Raw genomic sequence first — 25,938 nt, forward strand, 5'->3', positions numbered from 1 at the left:
GTGCCCGCCTTCTTCCATCAGTGCCGCGAGATCCAGGTATCGATTTCCCGCTCGGCTTCTTCACGGGTCTTGCCGTATTTCTGCTGGATCAGACCTGCGAGTTCGGTCCGTTTGCCGGCAACACGATCCACATCATCGTCGGTCAGCCTGCCCCATTGGGTGATGGCCTTGCCTTTGAATTCTTTCCAGTTTCCTTCAATCCGGTCCCAATTCATCGGTCGTTTTCTCCTTGTCTTTCTGACATCTGGAAAACGGTTCCTGAGGTCAAAGGTTCCGAATGAATTGCGGTTGCTGCCAGCTTTGACTGTTTGCTGGCGCACCGGCGCGGGAGCGGCTTTTCCGATGCGGGACGGCCGTGAAAGTTTATATGCCCGGATGACGGAGCAAATTCGAAATGTCTGAAATCGTGTCCTATCTGTTTGGTGCGGCCTCCTTCATGCCGCATGGATACTGCCTGCTCTGGCGTCCGGATCTCGTGGCGATTCATGCGATCTCCGATGCCCTGATTGCGCTGGCCTATGTTGCCATTCCCCTGATGATCTTCGGGTTTCTGCGCAAGCGTCCGGACATTCAAGGCAATTCCCGCAAGATCGGTTACCTGTTCATCGCCTTCATTCTGGCGTGTGCGCTGACCCATCTGACAGCCCTGGTAACGCTCTGGTGGCCGATCTACGGCGCACAAGGTCTGATCAAGCTGGTAACAGCCCTTGTCTCGGTGGCAACAGCAGTGGTTGTCTGGCGGGTGCGGCCGATGCTGCTGGCCATTCCCTCGCTCAAGGATCTGGAGCGGGCCAATGATGTTCTGAAGGCTGAAAATCTCCAGCTTTCCGACAAGGTCGGCAGATCGCGGCGGGAGATAAGACGGATCAACGAGCGGTTCGAGACCGCGTTGACCGGATCCAACATCTCCGTTTTCACCCAGGACAAGGATCTGCGCTACACGTGGATCCACAATCCGCGGTTCGGCAAGGAAGCCGATGACGTGATCGGGTGTACCGATCAGGATCTGCTGCCGGAAGAGACCGCGGCGGAACTGGAACCGGTCAAGCGCCAGGTGCTGGAAACCGGCGAGACGGCATCTACCTTCTTCGCGCTCGACAGCGAGGAGACGGGGACGATTTCGCTGGACTTGATCGTTCATCCGACACGCGACAGCAGCGGCAACATAGACGGTGTGCTGTGTACGGCCATCGATATGACCGAGAAGAATCTCTATGAGATCCGGCTCGCCTCGCTGGCAAGTCAACTCGCGGAGGCAAACCGGCGTTACGAAAAGGCGCTCGACGGTTCGCTTACAACTGTGTTCGAACAGGATCTGGACCTGAAATATATTCATGTCGTCAATCCGTCGCCCGGTTTCAAACCGGATTTCTTCATCGGCAAAAGCGATGATGAGCTGTTTCCGGAAGAAGATCAGCTGAAACTCATTCCGGTGAAGAAGAAGGTCCTCGAGACAGGCGAAAGCGCCGTCATCGAATTCGACATGGACATGAACGGGGTCAATCGCAGCTACAACATGCGCATGGAGCCTTCGCGCGACAAGGAAGGCCGGATCACCGGCCTGATCGGCATCTCCATCGACCTGACCCACAAGCGGGAAAACGAACGCCAGATGCATCTCGTCATGCGGGAACTGACGCATCGCTCCAAGAACCTGCTTGCAGTCATTCAGGCGATGGCACGCCAGACAGCGGCGCGTTCGGACAACACCGAGGATTTTGTCGAAAGTTTTGCCGCACGGCTCCAGGCGATGGCGGCCAGTCATGATCTTCTGGTGTCACAGTCCTGGTACGGCGCTGACCTGAAAGAACTTGTGCTGGCGCATCTGGCGCAATCGATCGACCCGGGGAGCCCCCAGATCGAGATCGAGGGCGATCCGCATTCGATTACGGCGGATGCGGCCCAGAACCTTGGCCTTGCCCTGCATGAGCTGACGACCAATGCCGCCAAATATGGCGCCTTGTCAGTGCTCGGGGGGAAATTGTCGGTGTCGTGGACGACCGTAGACGGAAGGATCAGGCTGGTCTGGAAAGAACGTGGCGGTCCGGAAGTGGTGCCGCCAAGGCGCAACGGCTTCGGGCGGATGTTGCTTGAGCGTTTGGTGGGGCCGGCGCTCGACGGCGACGTTACCATCGACTTCGCTCCGGAAGGCGTGAGTTGCGTCATCGAGTTTCCTGTCAGGAAGACAACTTCTTAGGCACCCGTGCCGTTTGCTGCAGGCAGGGCCGATAGAGGTGTGTTATGTCCTGCGACGACGAAGCTTTATGACCCTTTGCCGAGCGAAGTCTTTTCGCGGCGAAGCGCCTTCAGGGCCTCGTCGATTTCTTCGATCAGTTCGGCTGGAGACCGGCCGTCCCGAGAAATTGCCCGAGGCGCCTTGCTCAGGCTGGCCCGCCAGGCCAGCAGGGCTGTCCGCTTTTGCTCATTCGACAGGTGCCGGTCTTCCAGGACGCTTGCAGGCGTCCGGAACCCGGCAAATCGTTTCGATACGCTGATCATGGTATCACACGGTTGAAACTGAGTTGGTGCATACGCCAAAGGCCGCCTGCCGTCTTGCGGCAGACGGACCTTTGTCGTCTTGCAAGTTACCCGGGATGCCGGTGAGGAACGGTCATTCGGTAATGACGGCCCTCAGCATCCAGGCTGCCTTGTCGTGGAACGTGATGCGCTGGGTCAGAAGATCCTCTGTCACCGGGTCGCTATTGTCTCCGGCGTAGGCTGCCATGTCGCGCATTTCGGCAGCGATCATTTCATGACTGCGAACCAGATCCTCGATCATTTCGAAGGCATTGGGCATGCCGCCGGCCGGCAGGCTGACGGTCAGGTTCAATTTGCCTTCGTCGACATTGACCGGCGCCCTGTGTCCAAGGGCACGAATGCGCTCGGCCAGGTCGTCTGTCGCGGCAAAGAGATTTTCATAATGCTCTTCGGTGAGATCATGGATCGACTTGAACAGCGGTCCAACGACGTTCCAGTGGTAAAGGTGCGATTTCACCGTGAGCATGTAGGTTTCGGCCAGAATGACCGAGAGATGCTTCGCCAGTTGTTCGCGCACCTCGGCAGAAACACCCGTTTTGATCGGGTCGACCTTCGGGGTTTCGATGTTCAGAACCTGAGACGTCGACATAGTTCTTCCTTTCGTGCTTTCGATTGGCGATCGATGTGTCCGGGTGTTCTGCTGACAAGAGCGTGGCCCGGACGTTCGATAGGAAAAGTCTTCAGCTCGTGCTCAGTTCCATGTTTTTGAAAATATTTCGATTTTTGACAGTATGGAAAATGTGATCTGAAATTATTTCAAGAATAGCATTTGTATTTTTTATGGGTCTGAGCTTCCGGGCAGCATAGTTCATTTTTACCCTGTCGATATAAAGCTATCTATCAAACTCTCTTATCGAAAAGATATTGGAACGATCCCGCGCGAGACGGCGTTTTCATTTGAGGTTGTTTTCGAAAACAGCGGAACAGCAAATGAAAGGACACGGGCATGGCTTCCAAAACCAGCTCCAGCATCAAGAAGGAAGACACCTACGACGCCCTGCGCGACAAGGGCTACAGCAAGGAAAAGTCGGCGAGAATTGCCAATGCGCAGGCAAACGACCACCAAGCGCCGTCGCGCAAGGGCGGCAAGGCCGCACCTTATGAAACCTGGACCAGGGATGCGCTTTATGAACGGGCACAGGAGCTCGACATCAGCGGCAGGTCCTCAATGAACAAATCCGATCTGATCGAGGCCTTGCGCGGCTGACAGGCGGCCGTGAAGACGGCGCTGCAACGATTCATGCTGTGTTGTCTGGAACCAAATGAGCGCAAGGCCGTTTACAAGCCAGACCGCGCAATTTGGTTCAGCGCGGTGTCCAAGTGTCCGAATTCCGGGCTTGATTCCATTCACGCGATGCGTGTCGCCCGTCATCAGGGCCTCACGCGATTGAAAACAGGAGCGACAAGATGGCAACTGCGAAGACTGCCACGGCATCGACCGCCAATCCTGCCAATGACACCGTTAGCGCTCGTGAGATCGAGGAAAACATCGAACGCATTCGCGGCGATATTGCCTCTCTCGCCGGCTCCTTGAAGAAGTACGGCGCGGGCAAGACGGATGAATACAAGACCAAGGCCGCCGAAGCAGGGCAGGATCTGACCAAATTGTCCCAGGACGCCTTGAGCGATCTGTCTGCTGAGCTGCAGAATTACGAACGCGCCTTCGTTGCTGAAGTGCGCCGTCGTCCGCTGCAGTCGATCGGCATTGCCGCCGGTGTCGGCTTCCTGATCGCAGCGCTGGTGCGCCGCTGATGCTCCTGCGCGCCCTTCCGCTGGCCTTCGGGGCTGTTTCGCGAGACTTCAATGGCATGGTTCACCGTGCCAAGCGCAATGCCGTGTTGGGCGGCATTGCGGCAGTCTGTTTCGCGACAGCCTATGTGGCCGGCGTGGTGGCAGCCGGCGCCTTTCTGGCGCCGGTGTTCGGCCCTGCGATGGCGGCTTTGCTGATTGCCGTCTTCATGGCCGTAACGGGACTGGTCTTCGTGGCGGTGCTCAGCTTCCTGAAGCACAAGGACCGAAGACGCAAGGCGCATAGTCAGGCCGCGCAGCGACTGGGCCTGGCTGCTGCCATTTCCGTTCTGCCACAGCTCACAAAATCAAAAGGCCTGATGATCACCGCCGCATTGGGCGGTCTGGCCTTTCTGGCAGCGCAGGCACGAGGTGACGAAGAGCGCGGCTAACCAATTGCCGCGCCTTCTTGCCGGCCACCGGAGCAAACAGTAATGACAGCGCAGCCAGACCGACCCGCAGTAACAGGACTTGTTCCCCCCGTCACAGTGGGTGAAGCTGTCAGATCGGACCCGGTTGTCCGCTACTCCGCGGCCATCCTGTGTGGCATCGTGGTGATTGCTTCCCTTGATCTTGCCCAAGTGTTTTTCGCACCGGTTTTCCTGTCGGTGGTTGTCGGCACGATCTTCGGACTTCCCATGGAAAGATTGTCTCGCCTGGGCGTGCCGAGCTGGCTCTCGGCAGGGGGGATGGTGCTCGTCTTTATCGCTCTGATCCTGACCGCCGGGGCGGCTTTCGTCGTGCCGCTGTCGGACTGGCTCGACAGGCTTCCGCTCATCTGGTCACGGCTGCAGGCGCAACTGGTCAGTTGGCAGGGGTTCTTTTCGTCTGTCGCGAGCCTGCAGGAAGACCTTCGCAGTGCCATGGGCCAGAAGGGCGGCATGCAGGTGAGTGTCGATGACAACTCCGCGGTAGAAAGCGTTTTCTATTTCGCACCGGCCTTCATGGCCCAGGTGGTCCTGTTCCTGGCAAGTCTCTATTTCTTTCTGCTGACGCGCCCGCATCTGCGCAGGGCAGCGCTCCAGCTGTCTCCCGACAGTGAAGGCAGGCGTTGCATTGTGACGGCGTTTCGGACAATCGAAGCGCGTCTTTCCACCTATCTGATCTCCATCAGCGTCATCAACGCGGGGCTCGGCGTGGCCGTGGCGCTGACCATGTGGCTGCTTGATGTTCCCTCGCCACTGTTGTGGGGGATGCTGGCCGGCGTCTTGAACTACGTCGTCTATCTGGGGCCGGCGATCATGGTCCTGGTGATGAGCGGCATCGGACTTGCGACAGGGTATACGGCGGTGGAGATCCTGACGCCGCCGCTGGCCTATCTGGTTCTCAACCTGATCGAAGCGCAGTTCGTCACGCCAACCGTTCTCGGCCGGACCATGACGCTGAACCCCTTTGCGGTTTTCCTGGCAATTGCCTTCTGGATCTGGATGTGGGGACCGATCGGCGGATTCATCGCCGTGCCGTTGCTGCTGGTTGTGGTCAGTGTGCTGGAGATCATCAACAACACAGACCAGTCCGAAGGGCCCGGGCGTTCCGAACCTGAGCCCGAGCCCGGCGCATCTCACTGACAATCGCAAGCCTGCGCGAACCCGCGGACATGACAAAGGCCACCCGTGCCGGCGTTCCAATGCCAGCGGGTTCAGCGTTGTCGCCGGTTTCTTCTTTCAGGAGCGGATGGAAGGTGACACCTAGGCGGCAAATGCCCCATGTCGTGGGTGAGTGTTGTGGTGCCTGTTCCAGGTTCCAACAGGTTAAACGGCCAATTTGTCATTTGCCGGATTGCATGCCGGGTGGGGCCATTCCAGCGGGGTCGTGTCGCTCGTCGTCATGGATCAAGACAAAATAAAAGCCGCCTGGAAAAGGCGGCTTTTCAACGATTTAGCGTCATGAACTCTTTACTCGGTATTGAATGCCAGCATGCCGTGGGAAATCGGCCAGCCGGTACAGGTGGTTACGCGCGTGCCGGAGACGCAGCGCATCGGGCGGCCATGCACGTCGGCAAGTTCAACCTTCAGGTCGCCTTTGGGAGCGGCCTTCTGTTCAACTTCTACCGGTGCGGGCGTGTTGCCGTTGTGAGCGGTTTCCGCGTCCGCTTCATTGGTGAAAAGGGGTTCAGCCACAATCAGGCTGGAAGCCAGAAGGGCGGCAATGGCGATTGCCGTAGGGGCGTTGGTCGGAATTCGTTTGCGATGCATGAACATGGTGTCTACCTCCGCCTAGTAAACTCCCGAGTTAAGAAAAGGTTTCACGCTTCTTTTCGACAACAGAAGACGCTGACATCAAAGTGGAAAATTAACTGCAGCGATAACTTATGTTAATGCGGAGCGATTGATTTCGTGTCATCGTGCGGAAAGTCAACAAGTCTGACGATGAGAACCCTCGTGACAATGGAATCCCCAAATGCCGTGCCGGTAATGCGCGGCGCTGCCTTGGTTGTCGAAGACAACCCGATCATCGCGCTCGATACGCAGATGATGCTGGAAGAGCTTGGGTTCTCGCCGGTGCAGACGCTCGCAAATCTTGCGGAAGCGGCGGAAACACTGGCAGCTCAGCTGTTCAGCTTCGTCATTCTGGATGTGAAGATCGGCGACGATACCAGCCTGGCTTTTGCCAGCCAGCTGCTGGAAAAGGGGACGAAGTTCATCTTCGCCAGCGGTTACAGCGATCTCGACCCGCTGCCCACGGCGTTCGAGGGGCAGGTGATCCTGAGCAAGCCCTACACAAAAGCCCAGATCGGCGCTCTGATCTGACGCCTCCGTTTTCGCTGGAAGTTGCCTTTCAAGCAAACGTGAAGATGGCGGCCGCCGCTCAGATGAGCGGGCGGCACTCATCGGCCATGCTCTCGTATGAGGCGAGTTTTTCCAGAGCATCCCTGTCCAGGATCCGGATCCGATCCTTCGCCCAGCTGATCAGCCCCTTTTCCTGAAGTTTGCGGAGCGTACGGCTGGTGTGGACCGGTGTGATGCCAAGCGCATCAGACAGGTGGCTTTGGGAAAACGGTGCATCCAGCGCCTGATTGCTCGCATAGCCGATGGTTTCCGCGCGGTCGTATAGATGCAGGATGAGATAGGCGAGCCGTTCCAGGGCAGAACGTTGACCCAGGCTGATGATGTGCCCGTCCAGGATCTGTTCCTCGCGGGCTGCGATCCAGGTCATTGAAAAGGCGAGGCTCGGGTAGTCCTTGAAGATCGACCAGACCCTGTCGCGCTGAAAGACGCACAAGGTGGTGTCGGTAAGGGCAGTGACCGTGTGCTGCATCTCGTTCAGGACGGCAAGCTGAAGGCCGACAAGATCGCCCGGAAGGGCAAAGTTCAGTACCTGCCGTCGGCCGTCCGCCAGAGCCTTGTGACGAAAGGCCCACCCATCCAGAATGGTGTAGAGATGCGGGCTCTTGTTCTCTTCCTGAACAATGGTTGCTCCGGCTTCGACCATCAGTTCACCGGTCTTGAAATCCGAAATGAAGTCCAGTTCCTTGTCTTCCAGCGAGCGGAATACGGATTTCCGTCTGAGGGGGCAGGTTTGGCAATTGGTTTGAAACGGGACTGTTTCGGTCATTCAAATGGCATCTCCATTGGCAATCCATCAAAACGCCTAGAACTGCTGCTGGTTCCCATTTGAGGCAGAAGAGCAGGGGAAAGCAAGTCCGTCCGATGCCGGACGCAAACGCTGCTTGCAAAAGAAAGTCCTGCAACGGCTGACAATTGATGGCGAGAATTCAAAAAGCCGGGCGTCCCGGCGGGCTGAATGCCGAAAGGGACGAGCCGTACGGACCTTGCAACTGTCCGCACGGCGGGTCTTGAGGCTGTCTAGGGCCGCAGGATGGTGTAACCGTCTTCGTCCAGCTCCATCAGAGTGACGGCACCGGCGGGAACGACTTCGACACCTTCCAGAAACTCGATGTCCTTGCCTTCGTTCCTGGCCATGGCCTGACGGGTGTTGTCGCAGGCCTCAAAGGCGACATTCGGCATGCTTTCCACGAAGGATTTCATGCGATCCGAAACGGGGGACGTATCCGCCCGGAACATGTGCAGGCCCGCATTGAAGGCAACAATCTTGATATCGGCCTCCTCGCCGATTTCAGAGTAGTGGCGCGCCACATTGGACGCGACGTTCAAGACGGTGTTCATCTTCTGCGGATCATTGTCGCTGATCTGCAGGGCAAGCTTGTGGATGCCGTCGTCTGCCAATACGGCAGAGCCAAGCATCAGCAGGGCCGAAGCGGCCATTGCCAGTCTTGAGAACATTCCCATCGTTTCCTCCTCCTTACGCCGCAGGATATCCTGCGGCGGCCTTGCGCGGGCGGCCTTTCTTTCACGGGCCGTTGCCGCAAAACGATGTCAGTCGACGCCTCCCATGCCGGAGGCCTCGTCGTCGTCGACGGACCCCGGGGTCACGTCGAGAATGCGGGCGCGCATGGTGATCTCGACTGCGCTGTCCTTGCAGTCGCTCATGCAGGGTTCGGCCTTGGCTGCATAATGCGTCTCTTCGGTGCGATCGTCAGCGATGAAGTTTTCCTCGTTGGGAAGACGGATCTCCAGGAAGTTGTCTTTCGACAATTCGAAGTCCTCGTCCTCGACGATGTCGTTCAGGTAAAGGAGGTAGGCCGTCAGCGCGTAGACGTCGTCATCCGACAGGGAACGGGCGTTGCCGTAGGGCATGGTGCGGCGGACATAGTCGTAGACCGTGGACAGATACGGCCAGTAGGAGCCGATGGTCTTTTCCGGGCGTTCCTCGGTCAGGGTGTCCTGGCCACCGGCCAGAACCGGCCAGCGGCCGACACCTTCGCCGAAGTCACCGTGACAGACGGCGCAGTTGTCCGTGAACAGCACTTCGCCATCGGCCACCGTGCCGGAGCCTTCCGGCAAGCCGCTGCCGTCGGGGCGGACGTCGATATCCCAGGCGGCGACCTCGTCGTCCGTTGCCACTCGGCCAAGACCGAAGATGCCGCCTTCACGGATTTCGGACACTGGTGCCGCTGGAGCCTCCGCTGCCGTGTCGGCGCTGGCGGTTTCCGTTTCAGTGGCAGCAGGTTCTGCGGCGCCCTGCTGGTCGGCAGGAGCGGCAGCACTGGAGAAGGTGGCCAGATAGGCAATCACATTGTCCAGGTCTTCCTGCTTCTTCAAACCGGCAAAGGCCATCTTGGTGCCTTTGACCATGTCCTTTGGCTTGGTCAGATAGGTCGTCAGTGTTGCCTCGTCCCAGACGAGCCCGCCACCACCGGCCTCGATCATCGCCTTGGAATACTTGTAGTCCTCAAGCGATCCTGCGGTACGGCCGAAAATCTCGTTCAGTTCCGGACCGACCTTGTTCTTTGCGCCTTCCCCGACCGCGTGGCAGGCAGTGCATTTCTTGAAGACCTTCTCACCTTTTTCTGCATCTCCCGCCTGCGCCGTCGCGGCAAGCAGGGGCAGGGTGGCGAGCACGGTTCCAAGGCTGAGGGCTTTAAGAAACTTCGACATTTTCCACCATTCCGTCTGCTTTGACATACCAGGTCTGGATGCCGTTGTTGTGGTAGATCGAGTTTTCGCCGCGGGCGGCACGCAGCTCGTTCTTGGTCGGCTGGAAGAAGCCGTGCTCGTCCATCGCGCGGGACTGGATCAGCATGTCCGAGCCGTCCCAGTCGATGTCCAGGTAGAAGCGGTGCATGGCTTTCGACAGGCTCGGGCCGTCGAGGCGGGCGGTTTTCCAGTTCCGGCCGCCATCAAGCGAGACATCCACCCGCTTGATCCGTCCGTTGCCGGACCAGGCGACACCGGAGATGACCATCGGTCCCTTTCCGTGGCTGATCGGGGCCTGCGGGCTAGGCGAGGTGATGACGGACTTGGGATCCATCACCCAGGTGAAGCGGCGGGCCTTGCCGTTCTCCAGAAGGTCCGTGTATTTGGACGTTTCCTCGCGCTGGTGCCAGGGTTCGTCGCCGACTTCGATCCGGCGCAGCCATTTCACCCACATGTTGCCTTCCCAGCCGGGCACGACCAGACGCAGCGGATAGCCTTGTTCCGGGCGCAGAGCCTCGCCGTTCATCCTGAAGGCGACCAGGCAGTCGTCGAGGGCCTTTTCCATCGGGATGGATCGGGTCATGGCCGAGGCATCGGCGCCTTCCGGCATCACCCATTTGGCATTGGTCTTCAGGCCTGCCTCTTCCAGGATCAGTTTCAGCGGCACGCCAGTGTACATCACGCAGTGAACCATGCCGTGGGTGTACTGACAGCCGTTGAGCTGGGAGCCACGCCACTCCATGCCGGAGTTGGCGGCGCATTCCAGGAAGTAGACCCGGTTCTCGCGCGGGAAGCGCTTCAGGTCTTCCATGGTGAAGACGAGGGGGCTGTCGACCAGACCGTTGATCATCAGCCGATGATCTGCAGGATTGATGTCGGCAATGCCGCCGTGGTGGCGCTCGAAACACAGCCCGTTGGGCGTGATGATGCCGTCCAGTTCGTGCAGCGGTGTGAAGTTCACCGAACTCTCGGTGGAGGCCGTCAGCCACTCCACGTCGCGGCGGACCACATGGGCCTCGAACTCCGACGGCGTGCCATAAGGGCGCGCTTGCACACCGTCACCGAGGTACCGGTTCCAGTCCTGTATCTCGGTGATCAATGGATCGCCAGCCGCGCGCGCGGCACCAGCCGTGCCAGCAACGGCGCCTGCGGCGAAGCCTGCTTTCAAGAGGGAACGCCTGGAAAGACCCGGCGTCTTGGAGTTGGTTTTGTCAGTCATGATCGTGTCCTCAGGATCTCTGAAGAAAAGGCATCATCCTGCCAGCTTGACGGACTGGTTGTCCGGCAGGCTGACCACGGGATTGCTGGTGAGATAGGCTTCAACGACTTCGGAGATGGGCGGGCCTTCCGTGCCCTCGTTGACCGAGGCCCAGCCGGCAACGACATATTCCCTGGCGGGGTCGATGGCTTCTCCGGTGGCGAGCAGGGTCATGCCCGAGATGCGCTCGCCGATTTCCTTGCCGGGATCGATGGTGTAGCCCATGCCGCCAACGCGGACCATGTCACCACCCTGCTGGTAGTAGGGGTCCTTGTTGAAGAGGTTGTCGCCGACATCCTCCAGAATGTCCTTCAGCATCTGGCCCGTCATCGACGAACGGTAAGCCGCAGGATAGGTCATGGCGCAGGCGTTATGGACATCCTCGAAGGTGATGTCCTGGCCCGGCAGAAGTGATGTCCCCCAGCGGAAGCCGGGTGAGAGGGCAATTTCGGCGTCGCGTTGGGTCAGGAGTGCCTGGCAGATCAGATCGTCGAAGGTTCCGTTGAAGTTGCCTCGCCGATACAGGAGGTTCTCTGTCTTGCCGAGAACGCGGGCGAGATCCGCTTCGTAAGGCGCGCGAACCTCATCGATGAGCGCAGCCATGTCCGCATCTGGCGTGATGACGTCGGAGAAGATCGGGATCAGGCGATAGGCGTACCCGGCCAGCTTGCCGTCCTGAACGTCGAGATCGACCCGGGAGACAAACTTGCCGTTGGAGCCGGAGGCGATCACCAGCGTGTCGTTGACGATGACCGGTTCCGGCAGGGCGTCGTGCGTGTGGCCCGTCAGGATGACATCGATGCCGTCAACGCGCGAGGCGAGCTTCCGGTCGACGTCAAAGCCGTTGTGCGACAGCAGCACGACAATTTCAGCGCCCTCGTCGCGGGCCTCTGCCACATGTTTGGCAATGTCTTCCTCGCGGATGCCGAAGGACCAGCCGGGGATCATCCAGCGCGGGTTGGCAATCGGCGTATAGGGGAAGGCCTGACCGATGACGGCGACCTTGGACCCGCCACGTTCGAACATCTTCCAGGCTTCGAACGCGGGCTCGTCCCATTCGTTGTCGTAGATGTTGGAGCCGAGGAAGGCAAAGGGCAGACTGTCGATGACTTCCTGCACCCGGTCGGTGCCGTAGGTGAATTCCCAGTGCCCTGTCATGGCGTCGGGCTCGAGCGAGTTCATGATCGTGATCATGTCTTCGCCCTGGGTGAGGTTGGATGTGTAGCTGCCCTGCCAGGTATCGCCGCCATCAAGCAGGAGAACGTTGTCGGCGCCGCGTTCGGCGCGAATGCGCTTGATCACGGTCGCGACCCGGTCCATGCCGCCCATCTTGCCGTAGCTCCTGGCAAGGGAGACGAAGTCTTCCGAGGTCAGCGCATAGGCATCCGGCGACCCGGCTTCGATGTTGTAGAGCTTCAGGAAATCGGCACCGGTCACGTGTGGAGGTTTGCCGTTGACGTCGCCGATGCCCAGGTTGATGGACGGTTCCCGAAAGTAGATCGGCTTCAGCTGGGCGTGGATGTCGGTGATATGCACCAGCGTGAGCTTGCCTTTCGGGTCCATCCCCAGGAGCTGGTCTTCCGTCAGGGCTTGCTGGGCCATCAGCCGCGACCACGATCCTGCCATGCCCGATCCGAGCAAGGCACTTGTCGCGGTTGCCGCCATCAGGAACTCACGTCTTGAGAACATCCTCAGTTACTCCAAACCAACGGCCGATGCCCGGCCGGTTGCACAGTTTTCCCGTTGAGGCACGACGACGCCGTGCACCCCGGTTATCCCACGTTCGGGACATTGATGTTTTCAGCCCTTTGTTTCCGCCTGCTGGCCGGGCGGGAATTCGCCGGCGACAGGAAAGAAACCGGCGCGGTGGCTGCGACCGCGCCGGAGGTTAAACGGTCAGCCTACTGGCGAACCGCCGGGGTTTCGATGCCGAGCCCCGAACCGCGCCAGGTCACATAGACCTCCAGAGCCATCAGCTCGTCGGAGAAGGCTGCCGGGAAGGCTGCCCGCGTATCGCGGATACATCCGCGGAAGCGGTTGTGCAGGGAGACAAGGTCCGCCTGCTTCAGACGATAGGTCGGGAACCCGTTGACGCTGCCCTGGCTGAGGTGGTCAGCCCGGATGTAGTTGCCGTTGTAGTTCTCGTGGCAGGTGGCACAGGACAGGTTCAGCTGACCCGTGCGGGTGTAGTAGAGCTCCTTGCCCTTGTCCCACCATGTCTGCATCTCGCCTTCGCTCAGATCGACTTTCATCGGCATGCCGAGCGACTGGTGCTTGATGTAGGTCGTCAAGGCCTTCTGATCGGCCGCGTCGAACTTGTAGGGCTCTGCCTGCATGTTCTGTTCGCGGCACTGGTTGATCTGAAGCTCGATGTTGAACGGCTTGCCGGCGTCTTCATTCCACTTGGGATAGCTGGCGCCGAGGCCCTTGAGGAACTCCTCGGAATCCTCGTGACAGGAGGCGCAGGACTTGCCCGCGGCACCGTCCACGGTGTTCCAGATTTCCTCGCCGCGCTCCACATAGAGCATACCCGGGTTCTGGAAGCTGTCGGCCTCCAGATCACGCGTTTCTTCCGTGCGGTAGTGCCAGCCCGAGATCAGTTCGTCGAACGGGTGCCCTTCCGGCGCCGGTACACGGGTCATGATCTCCACTTCCCCGTCGATAACGAGCTTTTCGTCAACCGGCCCCCCGGCCAGGCTTGCGCTTGTGCCGACCATCGTTACTGCGAACATGGTGGCTATGCGTTTCGTTCTATTGGCCAAATCGTCTCCTCCCGATTTGAGCGATCCCTGGAACATCCTGCCTTCAACCGACTGCAGATACGATGTCCCGACACTCTCGATGCACCCTGTCCTGGGCTTTTCAGTCCGTGCGGACGTCACAGCCGCGGATGCAGGGCCGCCGCCTATTCAACAGTGATCTTGTTCTCGGATTCGTAGACGCTGCCATCGTCATCGACCCAGGTGAACTTGAACGTGCCGGTTTCATTCACCTTGGCGCTGAACTCCATGTAGGGGTTCGCCGAGACGGCCGGGTCCATGTCACAGGAAAACACCACCTGTCCGTTGAACTCGCAGGTGAACTTGTTGATGATCTGGCGCGGAACGAGGTTGCCCTCCTTGTCCTTGCGCTGACCGGATTCCATCGGGTGGCTGATAAGCGTCTTGATGGTGATGACTTCGCCCGCAGCTGCCTTCTTGGGCACTTTCACGCGCGGTTTCGGATCTGCCATGATTTGGTTCCTTCGTATCCCTGATCTGCTTGCCGGGCGGCGTTTCGGCTAAAGGCCGGTGCCAGTCCTGCGGACAAGCCGCTTGCGCTGTTGCGGATTAGCCGCCGCAGCCGCCGATGGTGACTTTCACTTCCTTGCGGTCGATGAAGGTGGAGCCATCGTTCATCTTGGCGACCGCGATGACGTTCTGCGTCTTGGCGAGCCGGATGCGGGTCTTGGCTTCGGCAACACCGCTCATGGCAGTGAAGTGGAACGTGGCAACAGCCGGGTTGGGGTTGCCGTCGGCCAGGATCAGGACAGACTCAACGAAGCTGTCTGCCGTCATCGGGCTGTCGACGGATACGCCGACCGGCACCGTGTTGCCGTTCTCGGCAATTTCCGGCGTGTCGAGGGAAACAGTTCCCTCCTTGGGATCTGCTCCGCCGGTGAAAGCCTTGATGGCCTCTTCGGTCTGGTCGGTTGCGGCGAAGGAAACCCGCGATCCGGCGGCCACGAATGCAGCGGCTCCGATCGTGAGACCAAACACCTGGCGTCTTGTAAAGCTCATCTCTTGCTCCTTGAAACCCGAGATCAATTCTCTTTCAGCGTCATGAGATAGGCGACGACGTCCTCTACCTCTTGCGCTGACAGGATGGTTTTGCCGGCGAATTCCTCGTCGACGTTGATGCCCACCTTCAGGGTGTAGAAACCGGGCATGATGGTCTGTTCGCCGAAGACGTCCTTGCTGTTGACCACGATGGCGCGCAGTTGCGCCTCGCTCCAGCGGTCGGCGGCACCGTCGAGGACGGGGCCGACTTCGCCGTGGAACAGCTGGTCGTTGAGATCGGCATTGGCATGGCAAGCCAGGCAGTTGCCCTTCTTGCGATCGGCGAAGGCTTCGCGTCCGGCCTGCGGGTCTCCCTGAACGCCCGTCAGGGATTCGGACAGTTCCATATCGATGATGGGAACGCTGTCCGGAGCAACCGTTCCGGCGGCCGCTGCGGAAGCGGCCAGGACGGCTAGGCCGGCAAAGACCGCCGGCAGGCTGAAATGTGTCGCGCCCTTGAACATTGTGTCGGCTTTCCTCCTCAGTGCGGAACGGCCGGCTGTCGTGCCGTTTGCGTTCCTTCGGCAGGTCCGATTCCCCAGCCTGCCTGTCCTCCTCATATTAAAAGATATGATTTTTTGCATATGTTATGCAATAGGCCTTTTGCCGTATCTGGCATAAACCTGTTTTATCCGCTCTTCCTATTCCGCGTCGAGGCGGCCTTTTTCGCGCAACTCGTTGATTATGCGAGCATGATACTTCTGGAAATGCTCGTCACCTTCGTAGCCTTTTTCCTGAACCCAGCGAAACATGTTCAGGAAAGTCCACTTGCCGAAGGCGCCCGGCATCGTTGCAACGGCCGCTTCCGACACCGTTCCCTCGCTCGGAACCTCGTCCGGCAGGAACACGATTGTGGGTGTGAAGACATAGCCCCATTTGCGCGCGGCGGTCTTTTCGGTCAGTTCTTCGCCGTCCAGGTCGATGACTTCCTCGTCGCCAAACATGTTGTATTGCACGACCATGAAGTTCTCTTTGATGTAGTCGGTCACTTCCGGGTCGGCGAGGATCTTTTCGTGCATCTGGCGGCAATAGATGCAGCCGCGTTGTTCAAAGATGATTGCCAGGCGCTTGCCTTCTCCTGCCGCGGTTTCAATGTCTTCGCCAATGTCGCGGAAGGTTACGGTGAACCAGGGCTGCTTGTGCAGGCCGTCGTCGCCGAGCGTTGCGGCGAGCGCCGTTGTCGTCAGGGCCGCCAAGAGTTCGACCGCCAGCACCAATTGTTTCCAGATACGCATGTCATTGTCCTCCCTGGACCGGAAATGGCCGGTCAGCCGATTTGTGAGAAAACCGGGAATGTTTCGAGCAGCCAGAAGGCGATTGCCGACATTTGCCCGGTGATGAACAGCAGGCCGGTAAGCACCAGAAGGCCGCCCATGATCTTTTCCACCGTGCCCATGTGTTTGCGGAAACGTCCGGCCACCTTCAGGAACCGGCTGGCAAATGCTGCCGCCAGGATGAAAGGCAGACCGATGCCGAGTGCATAGACCGCAAGCAGCCCGGCGCCGTGCCAGGTGGTGTCCGACGATCCGGCAACGAACAGGATTGCCGCCAGAACCGGCCCGACGCACGGTGTCCAGCCGAACGCGAAAGCCAGGCCCATGACGAAGGCTCCAACCAGACCCGCGGGCTTGCGTTCCACATGAATGCGGGCTTCGCGGAACAGAAGGCCGATGCGAAAGACGCCGAGAAAATGCAGGCCCATGACGATGATGATCGCTCCTGCAACATAAGACAGGATATCGTAGTAGCGGGCGATCGACTGGCCGATGACGCTGGCCGTCGCACCAAGGGCGACAAAGACGAGCGAAAAGCCGAGCACGAAGGCGATCGCCGCCAGAATCACCCGGCGACCCGTTTCGGCCGTTGCCGTATCGCCCTTCAGTTCATCGACACTGACACCGGCCAGATAACACAGGTAGGGCGGCACAATCGGCAAGACACAAGGCGAAATGAATGAAAGCAGACCTGCCAGAAAGGCAGCTCCCAGAGAAACATCGAGCATTCATTTCCTCCCAGAGAAACTCGATCTTCGGTTGCTTTAAAATATTCAAAAGTTCCTATATATTGCAATGGAAGAAATGTGGAGACTGCAAAATGTCCGTCGCGACACGTGCGATGATCCTTGCCGGAGTGTTGGTTTCCGGCCTGTTTCAGGCGTTGCCCGCCTGGAGTGCCGAGCTGGTCATGCTTGAGCAGCCGGGGTGTGTCTGGTGCAAGCGCTGGAACGAGGAAATCGGCATCGCCTATCCGAAGACGTCGGAAGGCCGGCAAGCACCGTTGCGCCGCGTCGATATTACCGACACCTGGCCGCAGGACCTGGCCGGCATACCGAAAGAGCGGATGACTCCAACCTTCATTCTGGTGGCCGACGGCGTTGAAATCGACCGTCTGCGCGGCTATCCGGGAGAGCACTTCTTCTGGCCGCTGCTGACCGATATGTTGGGAAAGCTTCCGGACACGAGCAAGTGATGCTGTTGATCCGGTACTGAAGTTGAGGCATGAATCTGAAAAGCGGTTTTGTGCGCTGCAATGGCAATGCTGAAAAGGGTGTGGGTTCCGGATGATACTGCCGGCCTTTGACAAGAACCTGGATGCGAAGGACCTCGACCTGCTGATGGAGCAGGCGCGGAAGGCGAGCGATCTGCTCAAGGCCCTTTCGCACGAAGTGCGCCTTGTCATCCTGTGTCTGCTGTCTGAAGGCGAAAAGTCGGTTTCCGAGCTGGAAGAGATCCTGACAATGCCGCAGGCCGCCGTTTCCCAGCAGCTTGCACGGCTTCGCCTGGAAGGCCTTGTGCAGTCGCGGCGCGACGGGCGCATGATCTACTACAGCCTCATGAACGATGAGGTGAGTTCGATCATTTCGAGCCTTTACGAGCTGTTCTGCAAGGACGTGCGTGCACCTGAAAAATAAACGCAGGTAGCGCAACATACGGGCGTGCGATGCAGCAACGAGTTCGATTGCTGCAAATTTCGCTGCCTGCTACGGTTTGAAAAATCGCCGAAAGAGCGAGTACGGGAAACGCGGCCGGAATAACCGGCGGAGGGTAGGACGCGCATGGTCAATCTCGATCCGGCGGTGCTGACACCGCTTCTCGGTGTGCTCGCGGGGTGCGTGCTGGGGTTCGTTGCCAGGTCAAACCACTTCTGTACGCTGTCGGCACTGGAAAGGCACTGGTACGCGGGCGACAGCAGCGCGCTCAGGACCTGGGTGCTTGCTTCCGTATCCGCGCTGATCGGCACACAGCTACTCGTCGCCTTCGGCATGGCTGACACGGCTGCCTCCTTTTACCTGTCACCGGAATTTGCCTGGACGGGCGCCATTCTCGGCGGCTTCATGTTCGGCATCGGCATGGCGCTTGTCGGCACCTGCGGTTTCGGCGCGGTTCTGCGTCTGGGTGGCGGCAGCCTCCGGGCGCTCGTGGTGCTGACGGTCATCGGCCTGTCGGCACTGGCAGCCCAAAGGGGCATCGTCGGCATCGTGCGGGTGCCGATCGTCGATGATCTTGCCGTTTCCTTCACCGCAAGCGGCAGCCAGTCCATGGGCGACATTGTCTCGACCCTGGTGGGCATGAAGCTGCAGGGTGTGGTTGCCATTGTGCTCGCTTTGGCCGGTCTGTTCTGGATCTTCAAATCGGCGTCCTATCGCCGGCAATGGAGCAAGATCGGAACTGGTGTTGTGATCGGCAGCGTGATCGCCTTCGGCTGGTGGGCGACAACCTTCCTTGCGGGACGCTCCTTCGATCCGATCCAGATCGAGGCCGGATCCTTCGTGGTACCGGTCGGTGACACCATCATGCAGCTGATCACCTATACGGGGACCCTGCCGGATTACGGTGTCGGTCTGATTGCCGGTACGCTGGTCGGCGCCGTGGTCGCGGCCATGTGGAAACGGGATATCCGCTGGGAAGCGTGCGACGATGCACGCGAACTCGGCCGCCATCTTCTGGGTGGCACCCTGATGGGTGTCGGCGGGGTGTTTTCCATGGGCTGCACGGTGGGGCAGGGCATTACCGGCTTTTCCACGCTGGCGATTTCTGCGCCCATCGTGATGGTATCCATGGCACTCGGTGCGCGGGTCGGGCTTGCCTGGCTTGTGGAAGGAAACGTCCTTGCCGCCTTCCAGCGCAACCAGGGCAGTGCCCATCACTCGGCGGCGGAGTGAAACCCGTCACCTTTCATCCGGCAGTTCAGGCTGCAACGAAACTGTAGGCATCGCCGGTGCGTTCCACGTGCCCTCCACCGGGGTGGGGGAAGTGGTAACCGATGACGCGGGAGCCATCTTGCGCCAATCGGTCGAGCAGCGCCTTGCGCGTGGCAATGCCCATGTCGCGGTCCTGATCGGAGCCGGAAGCCCAGCCGGGTTTTTCGAACGAAATCACCGTGTTGGAAATCGCGTCGCCCACCACCAGCAGGCTCTCGGATCCGTCGTGCAGCATGTAGGACATGTGCCCCGGAGTGTGGCCCGCCGTGTCGACCGCCTCAACGCCTGGAAGCACTTCCTGGCCCGGCTTGATCATGTTCACCCGGTCTTCGATCACGTCGAAACGCGCCTGTGCCCCGACCACGAAACTCTTGCGCTCCTCCGGGGTCTTGGCGAGCGTGTCGTCAGCGCGCCAATAGTCCCACTCCGCCTGAGGGACCCAAATCTGGGCTTCCGGGTAAAGCGGATCGTCGAAATCGTCCAGGATGCCCCACAGATGGTCCGGGTGGGCGTGGGTGAAGACAATGTCGGTGATGTCCGACGGATCGATACCGGCTTCCGCCAGGTGGTCCGGCAACTCACCTGCTGTCGACTGGAAATTGGCACCTGATCCGACGTCGAAGAGGACTGTCCGGTCGCCGGTCCGGAGCAATGTGATGTTGCAATCCGGCGTCAGAGCGTCCGTGACAAGGCCATGGGGTTTCAGGAGCGCTGCGATCTCTTCTTCGCTTTGCTCTGGCAAAATGAAGTTCATCGGCAGGGTCAGATGACCGTCGGAAAAGACGGTGATGTCGTGCGCGCCGAGGGTCAGGTTCGCGGTTGCGAAGGCAGGCGTTATCCGACTGGCAAAACCCGCGGTCGCAAACGCGAGGCCTCCGGCAAGAACGTTGCGTCTCGTCAGATCTTTCCGAAATTGCCCGGACATGGCATCCTCCACATATTCAAACTTTTGAATTTATCTATGTTTCATTGAGAGAGGTCAATGCCCGTTGAAGCGAAAGGGCACCAAGCTGGTGGCAATCGAGGACGCAGTGTGCCCGGGAGGGGCCCATGGATCTGACATTTCTTCTGGACGAAATTTCCGAGCCCTGGTTGCTGGCAATCGGCGGGCTGGTTGTCGGCGTCCTTTTTGGCGCCTTTGCCCAGCAAAGCCGCTTTTGCCTGCGCGCTGCCAGCCTGGAATTCTCGCGCGGTGCGCCGAAGGACCGGTTGCCGGTCTGGTTGCTGACCTTTTCCGCGGCGGTTCTGTGCACGCAAGTGTTGATCCACCTGGGCGAGGTTCAGGCAAATGAAGCCCGCCAGTTGGCGTCGCCGCAAAGCCTCTCCGGAGCTTTGCTGGGCGGGTTGATGTTCGGCACCGGCATGGTGCTGGCACGCGGATGTGCCAGTCGCCTGCTGGTGCTTTCGGCCACCGGCAATCTGCGGGCGTTATTGTCCGGGCTTGTCTTTGCCGTCGTCGCCCAGGCGAGCCTGCGCGGCCTGTTGAAACCGGTGCGCGAATGGTTTGCAGGTCTTTGGACGACAGGGGATATCGGCGGCAACAATCTGACCGAGATGCTGGGGCTGAGCACATCCGTGACGCTTGGTTTCACGGCGCTCTGGCTGGTGGCGGGGCTTGTCTTTGCCTGGCGGTCGAGGGTGAAGGTCTGGCAACTGGTGGCCGCAGCGGGCGCGGGGCTGGCAATTCCCCTGGCCTGGTGGTTCACATCCGCCATGGCCCGGCAGGCTTTCGACCCCGTGCAGGTGGAAGGCGTAACCTTCACCGGACCGTCCGCCGATGCCCTGATGCTGGTTCTGTCACCACCGGGCGATCTGCTTGATTTCGATGTCGGATTGGTGCCCGGCGTCTTTCTGGGCTCGTTTCTGGCAGCTTTCGTGACGCGGGAACTCGCCTTGCAGGGGTTCGAAGGCGGCAAGTCGATGGCGCGCTACCTCACCGGAGCAACGCTCATGGGGTTCGGCGGCATGCTTGCCGGCGGCTGTGCCGTCGGGGCCGGTATCACGGGAGCTTCCATCTTCGCGCTGACGGCGTGGATCACCCTGACCGCCATCTGGCTGTCTGCCGGTGTTGCTGACCGCCTGCTGACAAGCTATGACGCCCGGCAGCAGACGATCGGTGGGTCTCCTGCAGCAGAACAGGTGAAAACCGCGGCCTGAAGACACAACAGGAAGAGGCCTTCCAGCCGGAGCTGACGGGTTCAGGGCCCCTATCGGCCTATCATGGTTTCTTCTGTTGCCGGACGGGTGAACTGGTCGAATTCGGAAACGAAGCGGGCACTGATCCAGCCGCCGGTGGACAGTTGATACCAGACACCTTGCGGCCCCGAGACGATACGGCAATCGGAAATCTTGACCTTGTCGCCAATCTGCACCCGGCCAACGGCTTCCGCGTCGAGAGAAGGGTTCTGGCGAACGTTGACGTCCCGCGCGATGGTGCGCTCCCACGAATTCCAGTCCGTCAGAACGGTCGGTGTTTCCTCGCCGATGTCGTAGTCGATGACATCGCTCGTCCAGTAGGCGTATTCGGTCGTCAGCGTGCCGCCGTGGCAACTGGCTGCGTCGGCAAGCAGCGCATTGGTCACTTTCGGCAGGGTATCGTCGAAAGGTCCCGGCATTGCGCACCATGTGGGGGTGCCAAATCCGCCTTCGGAACATGGCAGCGAACCGGAGGTGATGCGCATGCCGACGGTGCCGTCTTCGGAAAGTTCGACCGTGCAATAAGCAACGCCATTGTGGCTTGCGGCGATGCGGCGTGACCCCAGCTGCTGGATCAGATCTTCCAGCTTGGTTTCCTGCGGGTTCGGACCAGATCCGTCAATTGCGCCGAATTCATATTCGACTTCAGATTTCCTGATTGAATTGTCTGCCTGGAAAAGCTGCGTGCACATGGCGCCAACCGTGTCCATGTAAAGGGCGCTCTTGTTGATCGGGTCGGCAATAGTGCCGGCTGAAACCGGCGTCAGGCCCATAGCGTAGGACCGAATGCCGCCAGCCAGATAAAAGAAGCTGTCGGCAGTCCGGTGGGACAGGGCCTCTTGCAGCAGAATGGACGGGGCAATGCCGCCCTTGATCAGCTTGACGTAGGTCTGCGTCACTTCGTAGGCCAGGTTCATGGCTTCCTTGACCGCAACAAGCTGGTTGGCCTTCTCCTCCGGCAGGAACGCCATGTGGTAGCCGAGTGCCGCGCCAGCTTCCAGAAAGCGGATATCGCCGCCATAAACAGCGTTGCGCGGGGTAGCTGCCAGGGTGAAGGCGAGTGCGCAGGCGGACAGGCACTCGTTACCGTTGAGAACGAAGACACCGTTGAGATCCGGGTCCTGCGAGCCGACGTTGTATTGCAGATACTGGCCGATGCGGATGCCTTCCAGAAAGCTGCCGCCGGGGCTGTCGAAGACGATGAATTTGCCCCAGGTGCCGTCGAGAGCAGCCTTCAGCTTTTCCAGATCGCCTTTTTCGATGACACCGGAAATCAGGAATATCGTTCCCTGCAGTTCATTGACCACGCTGCCGGCAGACCGTTTGCCCGGATACAAAGGCTTCAATTGTGCCAACCGCGGTGCGAGATCGGGACGCTGTGTAATCTCGGCGGCGGAAAGCTGTGAAACCGCGAAAACCAGCGAAAGACAGAAAACGATGGATTTGAGCAACATGGGTACCGTCGACTGCTGTATGAAGCGGGCGCCGGGCCGCCCCGATGATCTTGACCAAACGAGGTCCGGGAAAGGGCCCGTTTGCGACGCCTGAAAGTGAAGTTTGAGGCCTGCTTGAGCAAGCCTGCAAGGGATTACTGCCGGATTTCATAATCCTGATAACCGGCCGCCCAACGGGCGCTGCGATTGGCGTTGTCCGCGGTCCAGACCTTGTTGAGGCGGCCGGAAAGTTCCTTCATGAAATCGATCTTGTCGCCGATCGGCTCGAATTCGCCGTTGGCAGCAAGAAGGTTTTCCAGGTCCACCGGATCCTCGGTCACGATCGCCAGCAGCTTGCCCTTGCCCACCGGTGCCTCTGCCTCGAAGCTGAAGCCGTAGGACGGGTCGGGAACCGTGAGTGCGGAGTTGGCGCGGATGCGGCCGGTCTTGCCGGCGGAGCGATCCTCATCGGTCGGGAACAGCAGCACCAGATCGTCTTCGACGGTCAGGTCGAAAAGGGTCAGGTAGCCATCGACCCCGCTGGTGAGCTGGAATTGCACCTCGTCACCGATCTGGTGCACGGAGCCGGGCAGGATGGAGACCTTGATTTCCTGCGAGGATTGCTCCGGAAGCACGTCGGAAACATCGTCGGCGGCATTTCCGGTTACCGTCTGGACAGGGCCTTCGGCCGATGCCGGTTGCAGAATGAAGGCTTCGTTGCGCGGTGACATGTTCGGCGTGAACTGCAGATCACGGCAATCTTCCACGCGCTGACACCATTGCTCGGTACGCGGACGCAGATAGTTCAGAAGTTCCGCGGTGGTGACACGGCCATTGCCGTTGAGGTCGGCCTCGCGCGTGCGCAGACCCCGGATCAGGTTCTGGGTAAAGATGCCCGATCCGTTGGTTTCCCAGGCAAGCTGGTGTGGCAGGGCAGCTGACAGGGTCAGATGCACGTTGGTTTCGCGTGCCAGAGGCTCTTCATCACGCACCACCGGCAGGGATCTGGAAACGCCCGAAAACGGCAGGTAACGCGCCTTCGCATCGAGACCCTTGGAAACAAGATCCGGCACGACATCGCGGTTGACCGTGCCTGAATGGCAGGAATCGGCGATCAGGATCACTTCGCGGCCCTTCAGCGTGGACAGCGCGGAGGCGATCTCGTCATCAGTGAGCATATCCTCGGCCCTTGCACCCCTGCGGCCGTAATCGGTCGGGACGAAGGTTTCATCGAGGCCGTCTTCCTCGTCGCCGTTGCGATCAGGAACCTGCGAGCCGTGACCGGAATAATAAATGATGACGCGGTCACCGGGGCGCGTTTCACTGGCGAGCCAACCGGTGATGGAACCCAGAATGTTGTTCTTGGCCGCGCCTTCTTCCACCAGGATGCGGACATCGGAGGATGCAAAGCCCCAGTCGCCCTTGAGGAAATCCGCCATCTGGCGCACGTCGTTCGCAGGGCCTGAAAGCTGCGCGTCCGGTTCCAGATAAGGGTAGACGCCGGCGCCGATCAGCAACGCCTTTTGCGCGGCATGAACCGTGCCGGCGGACAGGCACAGGCACATGGTTGCCGCGAAGGCCTTGAGGTATCCGGTTTTCACTGAAGGTCTCCCTTTGCGCGCGTATAAAGCCCGACCCAGTCCAGGCCGAAGGACTGGCCGTCGAGCGTGTGGCCGATTTCCTTCGCCAGGGCGGCGAGATCGTTGTTTTGTTGTGCGTCCTGAACCGCATCCACGAGATCGGGCATGGGGGACGGCGTGGTGATGGCGATGAGATGGTCGGCGCCGAAGGGCGGGATCACCGCGGATCGGAAGCTGTCAGTCCGGCCAGGCCGGAGCTTGCCTGCAGCCAGACCGCGCTTGCCTCTGCGAACGGGGCCGACCAGTTGAACTGCCCCGTTTGAAGCGAGGTTGAACAGGACCACATTTTCGTTGTCGGACGAGCGGATCGAGAATGTCACCTGCTCACCTTCGACATAGGTCCGGCTGCCGTCGGAGAGGTCCAGTTCCGGACTTTCAGTTTCGGCAAATCCGATCAGAAAGGCAAGGAAACGCCATTTGTCGACGGTCGCCTGCAGGGCTTCGGCGGAAGGCGGGGCGGGAAACGAGGCGATCACGTCGCCTGTCTTGTAGACCAGCGAAGCGCCGTCGCCGTCATAAATCAGATCGGCCTCCGCCTTGCTGTCGACCTTGCGGATGCCTGACAGGGCGGGAATTGTCTCGCCGGGTGGGGTGTAGAGCGTTAGTTCCGGTAGTCCGGCGCTCGGGGCAGGCGTACCGGCAGCATCATGCAGCAGGATTTCCAGGTCTCTGGATCCGGCATTGACCTCCGGCCGTTGCCGCCGTTCGGTATGGCGCTTGACCGAGCTGTTGACGTAACGCTTCAGCTCAGCCGTGTTCAAAACGCTGTTGCTGTCACCGTCCGCTTCACCCTCAAGAGCGCGGGAAAAGGCATAGGAGAGCGCACCGCGCAGCTCTTCGCCGATCCGCACTTCCTGGGTGACCTTGTTGCGGTCCTGGGCATAAAGCCAGATGACATTTTGAAGTGCATCTTCCTCAACTTCGCCAAGTTGCCTGACCCGCTCGGCGATCCGGTCCGAGGATTTGTCGACCCGAACATCGGCAACGCGCACATTTACTTCGGCGCGGAAATCGGCTGCCCGAGCCATATCGCCTGCAAAACAGCTGTCGGCGACGAAGACGACGGTTGCTTCCCTTTCTTCGGCCAGCAGATGGCCGACCTCGTTGTCGATGATGCGCTCGTTGACACCCGGGCCGGTTTCGTCGAAGCCCGCCAGCAGGAACATGTTGTCGAGTTCTTCGTGCCCGGGAAGGATCGCTTCCTGCCGGGCACCGTGACCGGCATAATGAAACACCAGCGTATCCCCCGGGCCGGCAAGTTCCGTCAGCTCCCGCCACGAGGCAAAGACGTTGTCCCGCGTGGCTTCGGCATCGGTCAGCAGGATGACCTTGCTGGCCTCCAGCTTTTCCAGTGTTCCGGCAACATCTCTGGCGTCATTGACGGCGCCCTTGAGGTCGGTGATGTGCTGATAGTCGTCAATGCCGATGACGAGGCCGTAGAGATTGCCGGCAAATGCGGGAAGCGGCGCGGCAAGGCCTGCTGCAAGCACGAGGGCAGGGGCAAATCCCGGCACCCGCTTTTTCAGGAAAGCCGCGGAGGCCGGCAGAATGGATCTGGTCATGCGGGC

29 protein-coding genes are annotated in these 25,938 nt (G+C 59.8%); 10 read left to right on the forward strand and 19 right to left on the reverse strand.

The features are described from left to right. Window positions 1-17: 17 nt before the first annotated feature. Window positions 18-215, reverse strand: coding sequence for a CsbD family protein (locus FIV05_RS12395; RefSeq protein WP_023003212.1), 198 nt, complete (start codon window positions 213-215; stop codon window positions 18-20). A 179-nt stretch (window positions 216-394) separates the two neighbouring features. Between FIV05_RS12395 and FIV05_RS12400 the strand changes: the two genes are divergently transcribed. Next, window positions 395-2,197, forward strand: coding sequence for a PAS domain-containing protein (locus tag FIV05_RS12400; protein ID WP_152509748.1), 1,803 nt, complete (start codon window positions 395-397; stop codon window positions 2,195-2,197). Between the two features lie 65 nt (window positions 2,198-2,262). Here the strand turns inward: FIV05_RS12400 and FIV05_RS12405 are convergent, their stop codons facing one another. Next, the gene (locus FIV05_RS12405) at window positions 2,263-2,499 is read right to left on the reverse strand and encodes a hypothetical protein (protein ID WP_152509749.1); all 237 of its coding nucleotides are present in this window, start codon (window positions 2,497-2,499) and stop codon (window positions 2,263-2,265) included. 112 nt (window positions 2,500-2,611) lie between these two features. Continuing rightward, window positions 2,612-3,127, reverse strand: coding sequence for a DNA starvation/stationary phase protection protein (locus tag FIV05_RS12410; protein WP_055656126.1), 516 nt, complete (start codon window positions 3,125-3,127; stop codon window positions 2,612-2,614). A 357-nt stretch (window positions 3,128-3,484) separates the two neighbouring features. Between FIV05_RS12410 and FIV05_RS12415 the strand changes: the two genes are divergently transcribed. The 4 genes from FIV05_RS12415 to FIV05_RS12430 all read left to right on the forward strand — a co-directional run bounded on the left by FIV05_RS12415 (window position 3,485) and on the right by FIV05_RS12430 (window position 5,894). Further along, window positions 3,485-3,745 carry a Rho termination factor N-terminal domain-containing protein gene (locus FIV05_RS12415; protein WP_152509750.1) on the forward strand — a complete coding sequence of 87 codons (261 nt, stop codon included), beginning with the start codon at window positions 3,485-3,487 and terminating at the stop codon, window positions 3,743-3,745. Window positions 3,746-3,945: 200 nt separating this feature from the next. Next, on the forward strand, window positions 3,946-4,290 hold the full coding sequence (locus FIV05_RS12420) for a DUF883 family protein (RefSeq protein WP_023003218.1): 345 nt from the start codon (window positions 3,946-3,948) through the stop codon (window positions 4,288-4,290). Next, window positions 4,290-4,718 carry a hypothetical protein gene (locus tag FIV05_RS12425; protein ID WP_023003219.1) on the forward strand — a complete coding sequence of 143 codons (429 nt, stop codon included), beginning with the start codon at window positions 4,290-4,292 and terminating at the stop codon, window positions 4,716-4,718. Before FIV05_RS12420 ends, FIV05_RS12425 begins: the two co-directional genes overlap by 1 nt. A 42-nt stretch (window positions 4,719-4,760) precedes the next feature. Further along, a complete protein-coding gene (locus tag FIV05_RS12430) occupies window positions 4,761-5,894 on the forward strand; it encodes an AI-2E family transporter (RefSeq protein ID WP_152509751.1) in 1,134 nt (377 codons plus the stop codon). 327 nt (window positions 5,895-6,221) lie between these two features. Here the strand turns inward: FIV05_RS12430 and FIV05_RS12435 are convergent, their stop codons facing one another. Next, on the reverse strand, window positions 6,222-6,527 hold the full coding sequence (locus FIV05_RS12435) for a hypothetical protein (protein ID WP_152509752.1): 306 nt from the start codon (window positions 6,525-6,527) through the stop codon (window positions 6,222-6,224). A gap of 186 nt (window positions 6,528-6,713) precedes the next feature. Between FIV05_RS12435 and FIV05_RS12440 the strand changes: the two genes are divergently transcribed. Further along, complete coding sequence (locus FIV05_RS12440) at window positions 6,714-7,076, forward strand: response regulator (RefSeq protein ID WP_152511917.1); 363 nt, start codon at window positions 6,714-6,716, stop codon at window positions 7,074-7,076. Between the two features lie 58 nt (window positions 7,077-7,134). Here FIV05_RS12440 and FIV05_RS12445 read toward each other — a convergent pair whose 3' ends face one another. The 11 genes from FIV05_RS12445 to FIV05_RS12495 all read right to left on the reverse strand — a co-directional run bounded on the left by FIV05_RS12445 (window position 7,135) and on the right by FIV05_RS12495 (window position 16,902). After that, complete coding sequence (locus FIV05_RS12445; RefSeq protein WP_152505682.1) at window positions 7,135-7,881, reverse strand: Crp/Fnr family transcriptional regulator; 747 nt, start codon at window positions 7,879-7,881, stop codon at window positions 7,135-7,137. 251 nt (window positions 7,882-8,132) lie between these two features. Beyond that, on the reverse strand, window positions 8,133-8,576 hold the full coding sequence (locus FIV05_RS12450) for a DsrE family protein (protein ID WP_286202288.1): 444 nt from the start codon (window positions 8,574-8,576) through the stop codon (window positions 8,133-8,135). 87 nt (window positions 8,577-8,663) lie between these two features. After that, window positions 8,664-9,785, reverse strand: coding sequence for a c-type cytochrome (locus FIV05_RS12455; RefSeq protein WP_152509753.1), 1,122 nt, complete (start codon window positions 9,783-9,785; stop codon window positions 8,664-8,666). Then, window positions 9,769-11,043, reverse strand: coding sequence for a sulfite dehydrogenase (gene soxC, locus FIV05_RS12460; protein WP_152509754.1), 1,275 nt, complete (start codon window positions 11,041-11,043; stop codon window positions 9,769-9,771). Before soxC ends, FIV05_RS12455 begins: the two co-directional genes overlap by 17 nt. A gap of 33 nt (window positions 11,044-11,076) precedes the next feature. Continuing rightward, a complete protein-coding gene (gene soxB, locus FIV05_RS12465; RefSeq protein ID WP_152509755.1) occupies window positions 11,077-12,771 on the reverse strand; it encodes a thiosulfohydrolase SoxB in 1,695 nt (564 codons plus the stop codon). 212 nt (window positions 12,772-12,983) lie between these two features. After that, window positions 12,984-13,814: a sulfur oxidation c-type cytochrome SoxA gene (gene soxA / locus FIV05_RS12470; RefSeq protein ID WP_082809675.1), complete on the reverse strand. Its 831-nt coding sequence runs from the start codon at window positions 13,812-13,814 to the stop codon at window positions 12,984-12,986. Window positions 13,815-13,987: 173 nt separating this feature from the next. After that, complete coding sequence (soxZ, locus tag FIV05_RS12475) at window positions 13,988-14,314, reverse strand: thiosulfate oxidation carrier complex protein SoxZ (RefSeq protein ID WP_023003230.1); 327 nt, start codon at window positions 14,312-14,314, stop codon at window positions 13,988-13,990. Between the two features lie 97 nt (window positions 14,315-14,411). Further along, the gene (soxY, locus tag FIV05_RS12480; RefSeq protein ID WP_023014500.1) at window positions 14,412-14,861 is read right to left on the reverse strand and encodes a thiosulfate oxidation carrier protein SoxY; all 450 of its coding nucleotides are present in this window, start codon (window positions 14,859-14,861) and stop codon (window positions 14,412-14,414) included. Between the two features lie 23 nt (window positions 14,862-14,884). Then, complete coding sequence (gene soxX, locus FIV05_RS12485) at window positions 14,885-15,364, reverse strand: sulfur oxidation c-type cytochrome SoxX (RefSeq protein WP_152509756.1); 480 nt, start codon at window positions 15,362-15,364, stop codon at window positions 14,885-14,887. 177 nt (window positions 15,365-15,541) lie between these two features. Continuing rightward, the gene (locus FIV05_RS12490) at window positions 15,542-16,135 is read right to left on the reverse strand and encodes a thioredoxin family protein (RefSeq protein WP_152509757.1); all 594 of its coding nucleotides are present in this window, start codon (window positions 16,133-16,135) and stop codon (window positions 15,542-15,544) included. A gap of 32 nt (window positions 16,136-16,167) precedes the next feature. Then, window positions 16,168-16,902 carry a cytochrome c biogenesis protein CcdA gene (locus FIV05_RS12495; RefSeq protein ID WP_152509758.1) on the reverse strand — a complete coding sequence of 245 codons (735 nt, stop codon included), beginning with the start codon at window positions 16,900-16,902 and terminating at the stop codon, window positions 16,168-16,170. Window positions 16,903-16,994: 92 nt separating this feature from the next. Between FIV05_RS12495 and FIV05_RS12500 the strand changes: the two genes are divergently transcribed. The 3 genes from FIV05_RS12500 (at window position 16,995) to FIV05_RS12510 (ending at window position 19,062) form a co-directional block, all read left to right on the forward strand. Beyond that, the gene (locus FIV05_RS12500; RefSeq protein WP_152509759.1) at window positions 16,995-17,369 is read left to right on the forward strand and encodes a transcriptional regulator; all 375 of its coding nucleotides are present in this window, start codon (window positions 16,995-16,997) and stop codon (window positions 17,367-17,369) included. 91 nt (window positions 17,370-17,460) lie between these two features. Beyond that, window positions 17,461-17,811: a metalloregulator ArsR/SmtB family transcription factor gene (locus FIV05_RS12505; protein ID WP_023003236.1), complete on the forward strand. Its 351-nt coding sequence runs from the start codon at window positions 17,461-17,463 to the stop codon at window positions 17,809-17,811. Window positions 17,812-17,955: 144 nt separating this feature from the next. Beyond that, window positions 17,956-19,062 (forward strand): YeeE/YedE family protein, encoded by a 1,107-nt coding sequence (locus FIV05_RS12510; protein WP_077291947.1) that lies wholly within the window; start codon window positions 17,956-17,958, stop codon window positions 19,060-19,062. 25 nt (window positions 19,063-19,087) lie between these two features. On the opposite strand, the gene FIV05_RS12515 is transcribed toward FIV05_RS12510, so the two are convergent. Further along, window positions 19,088-20,026 carry an MBL fold metallo-hydrolase gene (locus FIV05_RS12515; RefSeq protein ID WP_152509760.1) on the reverse strand — a complete coding sequence of 313 codons (939 nt, stop codon included), beginning with the start codon at window positions 20,024-20,026 and terminating at the stop codon, window positions 19,088-19,090. Between the two features lie 125 nt (window positions 20,027-20,151). On the opposite strand from FIV05_RS12515, the gene FIV05_RS12520 reads away from it, so the two are divergent. Continuing rightward, complete coding sequence (locus FIV05_RS12520) at window positions 20,152-21,258, forward strand: YeeE/YedE family protein (protein WP_152509761.1); 1,107 nt, start codon at window positions 20,152-20,154, stop codon at window positions 21,256-21,258. 50 nt (window positions 21,259-21,308) lie between these two features. Here FIV05_RS12520 and FIV05_RS12525 read toward each other — a convergent pair whose 3' ends face one another. The 3 genes from FIV05_RS12525 to FIV05_RS12535 form a co-directional block, all read right to left on the reverse strand. After that, window positions 21,309-22,751, reverse strand: coding sequence for an SH3 domain-containing protein (locus tag FIV05_RS12525; RefSeq protein WP_152509762.1), 1,443 nt, complete (start codon window positions 22,749-22,751; stop codon window positions 21,309-21,311). A 134-nt stretch (window positions 22,752-22,885) separates the two neighbouring features. Next, a complete protein-coding gene (locus FIV05_RS12530; RefSeq protein ID WP_152509763.1) occupies window positions 22,886-24,331 on the reverse strand; it encodes a caspase family protein in 1,446 nt (481 codons plus the stop codon). Further along, on the reverse strand, window positions 24,328-25,932 hold the full coding sequence (locus tag FIV05_RS12535; RefSeq protein WP_152509764.1) for a caspase family protein: 1,605 nt from the start codon (window positions 25,930-25,932) through the stop codon (window positions 24,328-24,330). Before FIV05_RS12535 ends, FIV05_RS12530 begins: the two co-directional genes overlap by 4 nt. Window positions 25,933-25,938 lie beyond the last annotated feature (6 nt).

Origin of the sequence: Labrenzia sp. THAF191a (genome assembly GCF_009363335.1) — a bacterium.
Lineage (GTDB): Bacteria > Pseudomonadota > Alphaproteobacteria > Rhizobiales > Stappiaceae > Roseibium > Roseibium algicola.

Excerpts from the sequence above, each read along its gene's own strand:
- FIV05_RS12395 (WP_023003212.1), bottom strand. The coding sequence starts at position 215 with ATGAATTGGGACCGGATTGAAGGAAACTGGAAAGAATTCAAAGGCAAG.
- FIV05_RS12400 (WP_152509748.1), top strand. The coding sequence starts at position 395 with ATGTCTGAAATCGTGTCCTATCTGTTTGGTGCGGCCTCCTTCATGCCG.
- FIV05_RS12405 (WP_152509749.1), bottom strand. The coding sequence starts at position 2,499 with ATGATCAGCGTATCGAAACGATTTGCCGGGTTCCGGACGCCTGCAAGC.
- FIV05_RS12410 (WP_055656126.1), bottom strand. The coding sequence starts at position 3,127 with ATGTCGACGTCTCAGGTTCTGAACATCGAAACCCCGAAGGTCGACCCG.
- FIV05_RS12415 (WP_152509750.1), top strand. The coding sequence starts at position 3,485 with ATGGCTTCCAAAACCAGCTCCAGCATCAAGAAGGAAGACACCTACGAC.
- FIV05_RS12420 (WP_023003218.1), top strand. The coding sequence starts at position 3,946 with ATGGCAACTGCGAAGACTGCCACGGCATCGACCGCCAATCCTGCCAAT.
- FIV05_RS12425 (WP_023003219.1), top strand. The coding sequence starts at position 4,290 with ATGCTCCTGCGCGCCCTTCCGCTGGCCTTCGGGGCTGTTTCGCGAGAC.
- FIV05_RS12430 (WP_152509751.1), top strand. The coding sequence starts at position 4,761 with ATGACAGCGCAGCCAGACCGACCCGCAGTAACAGGACTTGTTCCCCCC.
- FIV05_RS12435 (WP_152509752.1), bottom strand. The coding sequence starts at position 6,527 with ATGTTCATGCATCGCAAACGAATTCCGACCAACGCCCCTACGGCAATC.
- FIV05_RS12440 (WP_152511917.1), top strand. The coding sequence starts at position 6,714 with ATGGAATCCCCAAATGCCGTGCCGGTAATGCGCGGCGCTGCCTTGGTT.
- FIV05_RS12445 (WP_152505682.1), bottom strand. The coding sequence starts at position 7,881 with ATGACCGAAACAGTCCCGTTTCAAACCAATTGCCAAACCTGCCCCCTC.
- FIV05_RS12450 (WP_286202288.1), bottom strand. The coding sequence starts at position 8,576 with ATGGGAATGTTCTCAAGACTGGCAATGGCCGCTTCGGCCCTGCTGATG.
- FIV05_RS12455 (WP_152509753.1), bottom strand. The coding sequence starts at position 9,785 with ATGTCGAAGTTTCTTAAAGCCCTCAGCCTTGGAACCGTGCTCGCCACC.
- soxC (WP_152509754.1), bottom strand. The coding sequence starts at position 11,043 with ATGACTGACAAAACCAACTCCAAGACGCCGGGTCTTTCCAGGCGTTCC.
- soxB (WP_152509755.1), bottom strand. The coding sequence starts at position 12,771 with ATGTTCTCAAGACGTGAGTTCCTGATGGCGGCAACCGCGACAAGTGCC.
- soxA (WP_082809675.1), bottom strand. The coding sequence starts at position 13,814 with ATGTTCGCAGTAACGATGGTCGGCACAAGCGCAAGCCTGGCCGGGGGG.
- soxZ (WP_023003230.1), bottom strand. The coding sequence starts at position 14,314 with ATGGCAGATCCGAAACCGCGCGTGAAAGTGCCCAAGAAGGCAGCTGCG.
- soxY (WP_023014500.1), bottom strand. The coding sequence starts at position 14,861 with ATGAGCTTTACAAGACGCCAGGTGTTTGGTCTCACGATCGGAGCCGCT.
- soxX (WP_152509756.1), bottom strand. The coding sequence starts at position 15,364 with ATGTTCAAGGGCGCGACACATTTCAGCCTGCCGGCGGTCTTTGCCGGC.
- FIV05_RS12490 (WP_152509757.1), bottom strand. The coding sequence starts at position 16,135 with ATGCGTATCTGGAAACAATTGGTGCTGGCGGTCGAACTCTTGGCGGCC.
- FIV05_RS12495 (WP_152509758.1), bottom strand. The coding sequence starts at position 16,902 with ATGCTCGATGTTTCTCTGGGAGCTGCCTTTCTGGCAGGTCTGCTTTCA.
- FIV05_RS12500 (WP_152509759.1), top strand. The coding sequence starts at position 16,995 with ATGTCCGTCGCGACACGTGCGATGATCCTTGCCGGAGTGTTGGTTTCC.
- FIV05_RS12505 (WP_023003236.1), top strand. The coding sequence starts at position 17,461 with ATGATACTGCCGGCCTTTGACAAGAACCTGGATGCGAAGGACCTCGAC.
- FIV05_RS12510 (WP_077291947.1), top strand. The coding sequence starts at position 17,956 with ATGGTCAATCTCGATCCGGCGGTGCTGACACCGCTTCTCGGTGTGCTC.
- FIV05_RS12515 (WP_152509760.1), bottom strand. The coding sequence starts at position 20,026 with ATGTCCGGGCAATTTCGGAAAGATCTGACGAGACGCAACGTTCTTGCC.
- FIV05_RS12520 (WP_152509761.1), top strand. The coding sequence starts at position 20,152 with ATGGATCTGACATTTCTTCTGGACGAAATTTCCGAGCCCTGGTTGCTG.
- FIV05_RS12525 (WP_152509762.1), bottom strand. The coding sequence starts at position 22,751 with ATGTTGCTCAAATCCATCGTTTTCTGTCTTTCGCTGGTTTTCGCGGTT.
- FIV05_RS12535 (WP_152509764.1), bottom strand. The coding sequence starts at position 25,932 with ATGACCAGATCCATTCTGCCGGCCTCCGCGGCTTTCCTGAAAAAGCGG.